Here is a 9293-nt window from a genome sequence, read left to right as displayed (position 1 = left end):
AACGCCGGAACGGCGGAGCACCGGAGCGGCGGACCGCCGGAGCACCCCGGTACCCTGATCTCCGTGACCGACCCGAACCCCACGCACTGGACCCTCACGCTCGTCTGCGACGACCAGCCCGGGATCGTGCACGCCGTGTCCGGAGCCGTCGTGGCGGCCAACGGCAACATCACCGAGTCGCAGCAGTTCTCGAGCGCCGACACGAACTCGTTCTTCATGCGACTGCAGGTCCTGGCGCCGGTCGACCGCGAGGCCTTCGAGCAGGCCCTCGCGCCCGTCGTCCAGCGCTACGACATGCGTGTCCAGCTCGACGTGGTCGGCCGTCCGATGCGCACCCTGGTGCTCGTGTCGAAGGCCGGGCACTGCCTGAACGACCTGCTGTACCGGCAGCGCGGCGGGCAGCTGCCGATCGAGGTCCCGCTCGTCCTGTCGAACCACGCCGACCTGTCCGGCCTCGCGTCGTTCTACTCGGTGCCGTTCGAGCACCGACCGGTCTCCGACCCCACCTCGAAGCAGGCGATGGAGCAGCGGATCCTCGAGGCCGTCGAGGAGCACGACATCGAGCTCGTCGTCCTCGCGCGCTACATGCAGATCCTGTCGCCGGAGCTGTGCGCCGCGCTCGAGGGCCGCGCGGTCAACATCCACCACTCGTTCCTGCCCGGGTTCAAGGGCGCCAACCCGTACCGGCAGGCGCACGCCCGCGGCGTGAAGCTCATCGGTGCGACGGCCCACTTCGTGACGAGCGACCTCGACGAGGGGCCGATCATCGAGCAGAACGTCGTCCGCGTCGACCACACGAAGGAACCCGCCGAGCTGGTCTCGATCGGCCAGGACGAGGAGTCCCGCACCCTGACGCAGGCGGTGCGCTGGATCGCGGAGGACCGCGTCCTGCTCGACGGCGCCCGCACCATCATCTTCAAGTAGGCACCGCATGACGAACGCACCGCAGAGCCCCGTCGACTGGGGCAAGGTCCCACCGCCCACCGACCCGGCACCCGCGCGCCCCCGGGCGTCCGTCTCCGCCTGGGTGGTGCTGCGCGTGCTGGTGTGCGCGTTCGGGCTGCTGTCGCTGGCGTACTGGGGCTACCTCGCATGGCCGTTCCCGTTCCCGGGCGCGCTGTTCATGGTCGGGGCGCCGCTGTTCGCCGCGGTCGTCTGGTTCCTCTTCCGCTCGCCGCGGTCGCCGATCGACACAGACGTGGTGGGCAAGGTGGTCGTCGAGACCGCACTGGTCATCGCCGCGGGTGGTGCCTGGGTGTCGCTCGGGCACCCGGTGTTCGGGTTGGTCTTCGTGCTGGTCGCGGCGCTCTCCGGGGTGGTCGCGTTCCGGCGGGAGACGGCGTGAGCAGCGGGGCCGCGTCGGTGTCCGGCTCCGGCTCCGGTTCCGTCTCCGGTTCCGGCTCCGGCTCCGGCCGGGAGGCGCGGCGCACGCTGGTCCGTTCCGGTCGCCTGGTCGACGTGACCGGCTCGGTCGACGACGGCTGGGTCCTGCTCGCCGGTGACGTGATCGAGGCGGTCGGCGCCGGCGCCGACCTGCCGACAGCCGCCTCGTCCGCCGAGGTCGTCGACCTCGGTGACGCCGTCCTGACGCCCGGCTTCGTCGACCTGCACGGGCACGGTGGTGGCGGCGCGGCCTACGAGGACGACACCTTCGACGCCGCCCTCGCGGTCCACCGGGCGCACGGCACGACCCGCTCGGTCCTGTCGCTCGTCGCGAACCCGCTGCCGTCGCTCGCCGCGTCGCTCGACCGGATCCGCACCGTCGCCGCAGTCGACCCGCTCGTGCTCGGCGCACACCTCGAGGGCCCGTTCCTCTCCCCCGACAACAAGGGCGCACACAACGCCGCACACCTGGTCGATCCGTCGCCGGCCGCCGTGGACGCCCTGCTCGAGGCGGGTGCGGGGGTCCTGCGGCAGGTCACGATCGCACCCGAGCTGCCGGGAGCGCTCGATGCGGTCCGCCGCTTCGTCGACGCCGGGGTCACGGTCGCCGTGGGCCACACCGTCTGCTCGTACGACCAGGCCCGAGCGGCCTTCGACGCCGGAGCCACCCTGCTCACCCACGCGTGCAACGCGATGCCGGGGCTGCACCACCGGGCGCCGGGCCCGATCGCCGCGGCACTCGAGGACGACCGCGTGACCCTCGAGCTCATCCTCGACGGCGTGCACGTGCACCCCGCCGTCGCCCGCGTGCTGCTCCGTGCGGCGCCGGGGCGCGTCGCGCTCATCACCGACGCGATGGCAGCAGCGGGTTCGCCGGACGGCTCCTACGCGCTCGGGTCACTGTCGGTGGACGTCGTGGACGGCGTCGCACGGGTCGCCGGGACGGACACGATCGCGGGCTCGACGCTGACGCAGGACGCAGCGCTGCGGCTCGCCGTGTCGTCCGCCGGGGCCACGCTGCCCGAGGCGGTCGCGGCCCTGACGAGCACTCCGGCCGCGGCGCTGGGGCTCGGGGACCGCCTGGGGCGGATCGCGCCCGGGTACGCAGCGGACCTCGTGGCGCTCTCCCCCGCACTCGAGGTGCAGCGGGTGTGGGGAGCCGGTCGGGAGCTGGTGCCCGCCGGGTCTTGACCGAGGCGGCGCGCGGCGGGACCATCATCCCGTGAGCCTCTTCGTCTCCTGCCCGGTCGCGAGCGTCGAGCGCGCCACCGCGTTCTACACGGCCCTCGGATGGACGGTCGACCCGCGGATGTCGCGGGACGACGTCTCGTGCATCGTGTTCGGCCCCGACCAGTACCTGATGCTCAGCAGCCGCGAGGCCTACGCGAGCGTCGGCGGGACCGAGGACCTGATCGGCGGCCCGGACACGCCGTCGAAGGTCACGCTCTCCTTCGACCTCGACAGTCGCGAGGCCGTCGACGAGCTGGTCGAACGGGCCCGTGCTGCCGGTGGCCGGATCGGTGACACCGACGAGTACCCGTTCATGTACCAGCGGCAGTTCGACGACCCGGACGGGTACCACTGGTCGCCGTTCTGGATGCGCCCCGACACAGCCGGCGCCTGATCAGGGCAGGCGCACCACGACCTGCGCCGTCGACGGGCCGCCGCACTGCTCGCTCCCGCCGTGCCAGACCCACGTGAAGCGGACGTCCCGTTCGACGAGCACCCGGTCGTCCGCGCCGATCACCGCGACGCGGCCGCGCTCGTCGGTCCCCGTCGTCGGCACGGACCAGACGTCGCCGTCCGGTGTGGGCGTCGGGAACACCGGGGAGCGAGCCGCGTCGTCCGTCGGCACGGACGCGTCCGAGGACGGGATGCCGACCGGTGGTCCGCCGGGTGTGGCGTCCCCGGGAGCGGTCGGGGGCACCGGCGGCGAGGGTTCCCCCGGGCGTGCAGTCCGCGCCCTGGCAGACGACGACGCCCGCGACGCCGGACGCCGGGTCCGCCGAGCCCGGGACCTCGACCGCGACGGTGTTGCTCCAGCCGATCGCCGTGCACGCCGTCGGGCCGATGCCGGCGCACCCGGTCGTCACGAGCACCAGCACGGCCGATGCAGTGGCCACTCCCGTCGTCCCCGCCGCATGCCTCCATGGTCGCCGACGGACCACGAGCGGGCGGTCACGATCCGGCCACGGTCCCCGGCCGTCGAGGGCGGACGGCAGCAAGGGTCGGTCGTCGCCGGGAGCGCTGCTCGGCATCGCCTCGGGGTGACGTCCGCGACCGCCGCTGCCAGGATGGCCGCATGAGCGTCATGGTGAGCGTGTTCGATGCGCAGCGCACCCGCACGAGCGAGAAGTACACGGCGTACCCGCCCGAGGTCCTGCCGATGTTCGTCGCCGAGATGGACTCCGTCCCCGCCGAGCCCGTGCGCGAGGCACTCGAGCGCGCGGTCCGGAACGGGGACACCGGGTACGTCGGCCACACCCGGGTGCTCCCCGAGGTCTTCGCCGACTTCGCCGACCGCCGGTGGGGATGGGACGTCGACCCGGACCTCGTCCGGACCACCACCGACGTGTCGGTCGCGGCGGTCGAGGTGCTCCGCCGGATCATCGACCCCGGTGACCAGGTCGTCCTCATGCCGCCCGTCTACCCGCCGTTCTGGGAGTACGTCCGCGAGGCCGGCGGAGCCGTCACCGAGGTCCCACTGCTGGCCCCGGACGGCGAGCCCGACCCGTTCGGCACGACGGCCGGCTGGCGGATGGACCTCGCCGGGATCGAGCGCGCGTTCGCCGACGGCGCTCGGACCGTGCTGCTCTGCAACCCGCACAACCCCCTCGGCCTCGTGCACGCCCGCGAGGACCTCGTGGCACTCGCCCGGCTCGCCGCGGCGTGGGACGCGGTCGTCGTCTCCGACGAGATCCACGCGCCGCTCGTGCACGCGGACGCGGTGTTCACCCCGTTCCTCATCTGCGGACCCGAGGCGATCGAGCACGGCGTCGCCCTGACGAGCGCGAGCAAGGCGTGGAACCTGGCCGGGACGAAGTGCGCGCTCATGGTCGGGGCGTCCGAGCGGGCACGCGGCTGGTTCGACGGGCTGCCCGTCGAGGTCGTCGAACGCACCGGGATCCTCGGGTACACCGCGAGCGTCGCCGCCTTCCGGGACGGGGAGCCCTGGCTCGCGTCGCTGCTCGCCGAGCTGGCCGGCAACCGTCGTGTCCTCGCCGAGGAGCTCGGCAGCGCCCTGCCCGGCGCGGGGTACCGGCAGCCGCAGGCGTCCTACCTGGCCTGGCTCGACCTGCGCGCCCTGCCGTGGGGCGACGACCCGGCCCTGCAGCTGGTCGACCGGGCGAAGGTCGCGCTGACGAACGGTCGCGACTTCGGCCGGCCGGGCATCGGCCACGCCCGGCTCAACTTCGGGTGCTCCGAGGAGACCCTGCGCGAGGGGTTGGCCCGCCTGGCCTCCGCTCGCTGACCCCTCCGCGGGACGCAACGAGGGCGACCGCCCGCAGCGCTGTACCGCTGCGCGCTCCCGCCGACGTTGCGTTAGGCGAGGACCCCCCGGCAGGTCACTCGAAGCGCTGCCACTCCGGCTTGTGCGCGTACGTGTACCGGTAGTAGTCGGCCAGGCGCAGCCCGGCGGCCGCCTCCTCGTCCACCACGACGGTCGCGTGCTCGTGCAGTTGCAGCGCCGAGCCGGGCACGAACGACGACAGCGGCCCCTCGACCGCGGCGGCGACGGCGTCGGCCTTGGCGGAGCCCTGCGCCACGAGTACGAGCTCGCGCGCCTCGAGGATCGTGCCGAGACCCTGCGTCATGCAGTGCGTCGGCACGTCGTCGAGGGAGTCGAAGAAGCGGGCGTTGGCCTCGCGCGTGGACGGCGCCAGGGTCTTGATGCGCGTCCGGGACGCGAACGACGACGTCGGCTCGTTGAACCCGATGTGCCCGTTCGCCCCGATGCCGAGGATCTGCACGTCGACCCCGCCGGCGGCCCGGATCGCGGCGTCGTACTCCTTGGCCGCGAACGCCAGGTCCGTCGCGCGGCCGTCCGGCACCCGCACGCGCGCGGGGTCGAACCCGAGCGGCTCGACCACGTCGCGGGCGATGACCGACGCGTACGACTCCGGGTGCTCGAGCGGGATGCCGACGTACTCGTCGAGGGCGAACCCGCGTGCGGCGGCGAAGGACACCTCGCCCACCTCGACCCGGCGGCGCAGGTCGGCGTAGATGCCCTGCGGGCTCGACCCGGTGGCGAGGCCCACGACGGCGGACGGCTTCTCGGCGACGACCGAGGCGATCTTGGCGGCGGCGACGCGACCGACCTCGGCCGGCGTCGGCAGGATGATGATCTCCACGCCGTCACCCTACTGGTCATGACCAGTGGGCGACAGGGGCGATCGGTAGCGTGGAGGCATGCCGACCCCTGACTTCGTCCTGTCCCTGCGCGAGAAGGTCGGGAACGACCCGCTCTGGATGACGGGCATCACCGCCGTCGTCACGCGCGGCGAGGGTCCCGACCGCGAGCTGCTCGTCGTCCGGCGCGCGGACAACGGCGCGCTGACGCCGGTGACGGGCATCGTCGACCCGGGCGAGGAGCCCGCGGTCGCCGCCGAGCGCGAGGTGCTCGAGGAGGCCGACGTCGTCGCGGTCGCCGAGCGCCTGAACTGGGTGCACGTCCTGCCGGAGATGACCTACCCGAACGGTGACCGCGCGCAGTACCTCGACCTCGTGTTCGCCTGCCGGTACGTGTCCGGCACGCCGGCGCCAGCCGACGGCGAGAACACCGAGGCGTTCTGGGCCCGGCTCGATGCCCTGCCGGAGATGTCCGCGGACATGCTCGCCCGGGTCGAGGCGGGCCTGTCCGACGAGCCGGCCGCGCGCTTCGAGCGCTGACCACCACCGGTCGGGAGGCGCGGGGCGGGCCCGCCCCGCGCCTCCCGTCCGGAACCGCTCGCGTCCGTGGCCCGGGCCGAGTCTCGGGGTGAGCGACGGTTCTCACGCCGTGCGGCCCGCGATCCGTCGCGTAGCCCGAGTCTCGGAGACGCCCGGCCCGCTAGGCGAGCGGGGCGACCGCGACCGGGGCGCCGAGCAGCCGCACGGCCACGGCGTCACCGGCGGCGCGGCGGTCACCGACCTCGTGCTGCACGGTCACGACCGTGTCGTCGTCGAGCCGGACCGTCGTGCGGCGGATCGAGCCGAGGAAGCTCGACGCGACGACGGTGCCGGTGACACCCTCCGCGGCGAACGCGACGTCCTCGGGGCGGACGTAGGCGAGCACCGGGCCGTCCGCGGTGTCCCCCGCGAGCGCCGGGACGCGGAAGCCGTAGACGAAGACGTCGCCGCCGCGCAGGTCCCCTCGCAGGCGGTTCGACTGCCCCACGAAGTCCGCCGTGAACGCCGAGACCGGGTGGCGGTAGAGCTCCTCGGGGGTCCCGACCTGCTCGATGCCGCCGGCGTTCATCACCGCGATGCGGTCGGAGACGGCGAGCGCTTCCTCCTGGTCGTGGGTGACGAACACGGTCGTGATGCCGAGGTCGCTCTGGATGCGGCGGATCTCGTCGCGCAGGGACACCCGCACCTTCGCGTCGAGCGCGGACAGCGGCTCGTCGAGGAGGAGCACGCGCGGCCGGGTCACGAGCGCGCGGGCGAGGGCGACGCGCTGCTGCTGTCCGCCGGAGAGCTGGTGCGGGAACCGGTCGGCGAAGTCGGCGAGGTGCACCATGTCGAGCGCCTCGATGACCCGCTCGCGGCGGGCTGCGGCGGCGACCTTCCGCATCTCGAGGCCGAACGACACGTTCTGCCGCACCGTCATGTGCGGGAACAGCGAGTACTGCTGGAACACCATGCCGATGTCGCGCCGCTCGACCGGCACGGCGGCGACGTCCGCCCCGTCGATGCGGATCGAGCCGGAGTCGATCGCCTCGAGCCCGGCGAGCGCTCGGAGCGCCGTGGTCTTGCCGCAGCCGGACGGCCCGAGCAGCGAGACGAACTCGCCGGGCTCGATGCGGAGCGACAGGCCGGCGAGCGCACGGTGGGAGCCGTAGTGCTTCTCGACGGCCTCGAGCTCGACGGTCGCCCCCTCGGTGGACAGCGACGCCGGGGCGGCAGGGGCGGTGACGGTCATGCGGACTCCTTCGGGGTGCGCCGGCGGCCCGCGCCGACCCGGCCGATGACGACGAGCAGCACGAAGCCGAACAGCAGTGCGGCGAGCGAGAAGACCGCGGCGACGTACGGGTCGGTCTGCTGCACGAGCACGAGCGCGGTCTGGAACGTGGTGCGCGAGAGGAACGAGGCGAGGGTGTACTCGCCGAGGACGACGGTGATGGTCAGGAAGCACGCGGCCGTGATGCCGCGACGGAGGTTCGGCAGCAGGATCCGCCACGTCACGGTCCACCACGAGGCGCCGAGCGAGCGGGCGGCCTCGGACAGCACCGTGACGTCGACCGAGGTCAGCGCCGCGGCGATCGGACGGAACGCGAACGGCAGCGACACGATGCCGATCGCGGGGGCGAGGGTCCACGCGCCCGAACCGAGGACCTGCGCCACCACCTGGTAGACCGGGATGAAGCCGACGACGAGCACCACCACGGGCACGGTGATCGGCACCAGGCAGACGAACTCGAGCACACGGCGCAGGCGGGTGTAGCGGAGCGCGGTGACGATCTGAGCGGGCAGCAGCACGAACAGCACGATCGCGACGGTGATGACCGCGATGAGCAGGGACGCCGCGAGGCCGTCGAACACCGGCTGGTACGTCGCGGTGTTCGCGGGGTCGACGATCGCCGCGTAGTGGTCGAGGGTGAGACCGCCGTCGGTGCCCTGCCGGAAGGTGAACTGGGCCAGGGCGACCAGCGGCACGGCGAAGACGAGTCCGACCAGGGTGAGCACGACGACGGCGGTGACCCGCGACGGGGCGACGCCGAAGCGGCCGGGGCGGGTGGAGCCTCCAGTCCGGGGTGCGGTCGCCACGGGGCGGACCGACGACACGGCGGTCACCGCTGCCACCTCGCGGCGCGACGCTGGAGCAGCGAGTAGGCGCCCATCACGACCGCCATGACCACGACCATGCCGAGTGCGAGCACCCCGGCGACGTTCTGCAGTCCGATGATCGTCTCGCTCGTGAGCTGGGCGCGGATCGTCAGCGGGACGATGCCGCCCTGCGAGATGAGTGCTGCCGCGGTCGCGAACGACGAGAACGCGTTCGCGAAGAGCAGGAGCAGCGAGCCCCAGAACGCCGGCGCGAGCACGGGCAGGGCGATGCGCCGCCAGTACGTCGCGCGCGAGGCGCCGAGGGTCGCGGCGGCCTCGCCCCACTGGGAGCGGACCCCCTCGAGGGCGGGCATGAACGTGAGGACCATGAGCGGCACCTGGAAGTAGACGTAGGGGATGACGAGGCCGGGCACGGTGTACAGGAAGGCACCGTCGGCGTTGAGGTCGAGGCCGGAGGTCGACACCAGCCAGGTGGTGACGAGTCCCTGCGCGCCGATCGTGGCGATGAACGCGAAGGCGAGCATCACGCCGCCGAACTGGGCGAGCACGCTCGCGGCCGAGTCGATCATCGAGCGCACGAGCCCGTCGGGACGGAGCGCGGAGAGCGCCCAGCACACCAGGGCGCCGACGACCGCGCCGATCACGGCCGAGACCGCCGACAGGCCGAACGAGCCGCCGAAGGCGCGGAGGACGGACGGGTCGCGGAACGCTGCGAGGTTCGCGAGGGTGAAGGCCCCGTCGCCGGTCGTGAAGCCGCTCCCCACCGCGATCACGGTGGGGACGGCGAGGAACAGCAGGACGTACACGGCGAACGGGGTGAGGCCGAGCCAGGCGAGGCCCGGGCGGCGCCGGGATCGGGTCCCGGCGCCACGGGTGGTCGCATCGGCGCCGGTCGGCTCGACGGGGGCCGCCGCCGCGCTGGT

The 9293-nt window shown here is 73.4% G+C and carries 11 protein-coding genes; 6 read left to right on the top strand and 5 right to left on the bottom strand.

Features of this window, described 5'->3' with window-relative positions; genetic code table 11:
* Window positions 1-63: 63 nt before the first annotated feature.
* Genes purU through D8M35_RS13935 form a run of 4 tightly spaced genes read left to right on the top strand, consistent with a single transcriptional unit; the run spans window position 64 to window position 3007 of the window.
* Entirely contained in the window at window positions 64-924 is an 861-nt protein-coding gene (purU, locus tag D8M35_RS13950) for a formyltetrahydrofolate deformylase (protein WP_126892394.1), read from the top strand.
* A gap of 7 nt (window positions 925-931) precedes the next feature.
* Window positions 932-1345, top strand: a complete 414-nt coding sequence (locus D8M35_RS13945) for a YrdB family protein (protein WP_126892393.1) — start codon at window positions 932-934, stop codon at window positions 1343-1345.
* Window positions 1342-2574: an N-acetylglucosamine-6-phosphate deacetylase gene (nagA, locus tag D8M35_RS13940; protein ID WP_238638244.1), complete on the top strand. Its 1233-nt coding sequence runs from the start codon at window positions 1342-1344 to the stop codon at window positions 2572-2574. Before D8M35_RS13945 ends, nagA begins: the two co-directional genes overlap by 4 nt.
* Before the next feature lie 31 nt (window positions 2575-2605).
* Window positions 2606-3007 carry a VOC family protein gene (locus D8M35_RS13935; protein WP_126892392.1) on the top strand — a complete coding sequence of 134 codons (402 nt, stop codon included), beginning with the start codon at window positions 2606-2608 and terminating at the stop codon, window positions 3005-3007.
* Here D8M35_RS13935 and D8M35_RS13930 read toward each other — a convergent pair whose 3' ends face one another.
* A complete protein-coding gene (locus tag D8M35_RS13930) occupies window positions 3008-3238 on the bottom strand; it encodes a hypothetical protein (RefSeq protein ID WP_126892391.1) in 231 nt (76 codons plus the stop codon).
* A 447-nt stretch (window positions 3239-3685) separates the two neighbouring features.
* Here D8M35_RS13930 and D8M35_RS13925 point away from each other — a divergent pair, with 447 nt between their 5' ends.
* Complete coding sequence (locus D8M35_RS13925) at window positions 3686-4855, top strand: MalY/PatB family protein (protein ID WP_126892390.1); 1170 nt, start codon at window positions 3686-3688, stop codon at window positions 4853-4855.
* Between the two features lie 94 nt (window positions 4856-4949).
* On the opposite strand, the gene nagB is transcribed toward D8M35_RS13925, so the two are convergent.
* Complete coding sequence (nagB, locus tag D8M35_RS13920; protein ID WP_126892389.1) at window positions 4950-5735, bottom strand: glucosamine-6-phosphate deaminase; 786 nt, start codon at window positions 5733-5735, stop codon at window positions 4950-4952.
* A gap of 58 nt (window positions 5736-5793) precedes the next feature.
* On the opposite strand from nagB, the gene D8M35_RS13915 reads away from it, so the two are divergent.
* Window positions 5794-6273 (top strand): NUDIX domain-containing protein, encoded by a 480-nt coding sequence (locus D8M35_RS13915; protein WP_126892388.1) that lies wholly within the window; start codon window positions 5794-5796, stop codon window positions 6271-6273.
* A 160-nt stretch (window positions 6274-6433) separates the two neighbouring features.
* Here the strand turns inward: D8M35_RS13915 and D8M35_RS13910 are convergent, their stop codons facing one another.
* The 3 genes from D8M35_RS13910 to D8M35_RS13900 are packed head-to-tail and all read right to left on the bottom strand — an operon-like array spanning window position 6434 to window position 9176.
* A complete protein-coding gene (locus D8M35_RS13910; RefSeq protein WP_126892387.1) occupies window positions 6434-7504 on the bottom strand; it encodes an ABC transporter ATP-binding protein in 1071 nt (356 codons plus the stop codon).
* Window positions 7501-8376 (bottom strand): ABC transporter permease, encoded by an 876-nt coding sequence (locus D8M35_RS13905; RefSeq protein WP_238638243.1) that lies wholly within the window; start codon window positions 8374-8376, stop codon window positions 7501-7503. The genes D8M35_RS13910 and D8M35_RS13905 overlap by 4 nt, the downstream gene beginning before the upstream one ends.
* Window positions 8373-9176, bottom strand: a complete 804-nt coding sequence (locus D8M35_RS13900) for an ABC transporter permease subunit (protein ID WP_126892395.1) — start codon at window positions 9174-9176, stop codon at window positions 8373-8375. The genes D8M35_RS13905 and D8M35_RS13900 overlap by 4 nt, the downstream gene beginning before the upstream one ends.
* Window positions 9177-9293 lie beyond the last annotated feature (117 nt).

It is taken from the genome of Curtobacterium sp. HSID17257, from assembly GCF_003989515.1.
GTDB lineage: Bacteria > Actinomycetota > Actinomycetes > Actinomycetales > Microbacteriaceae > Curtobacterium.
This window is presented reverse-complemented; position numbering and strand designations above follow the sequence as displayed.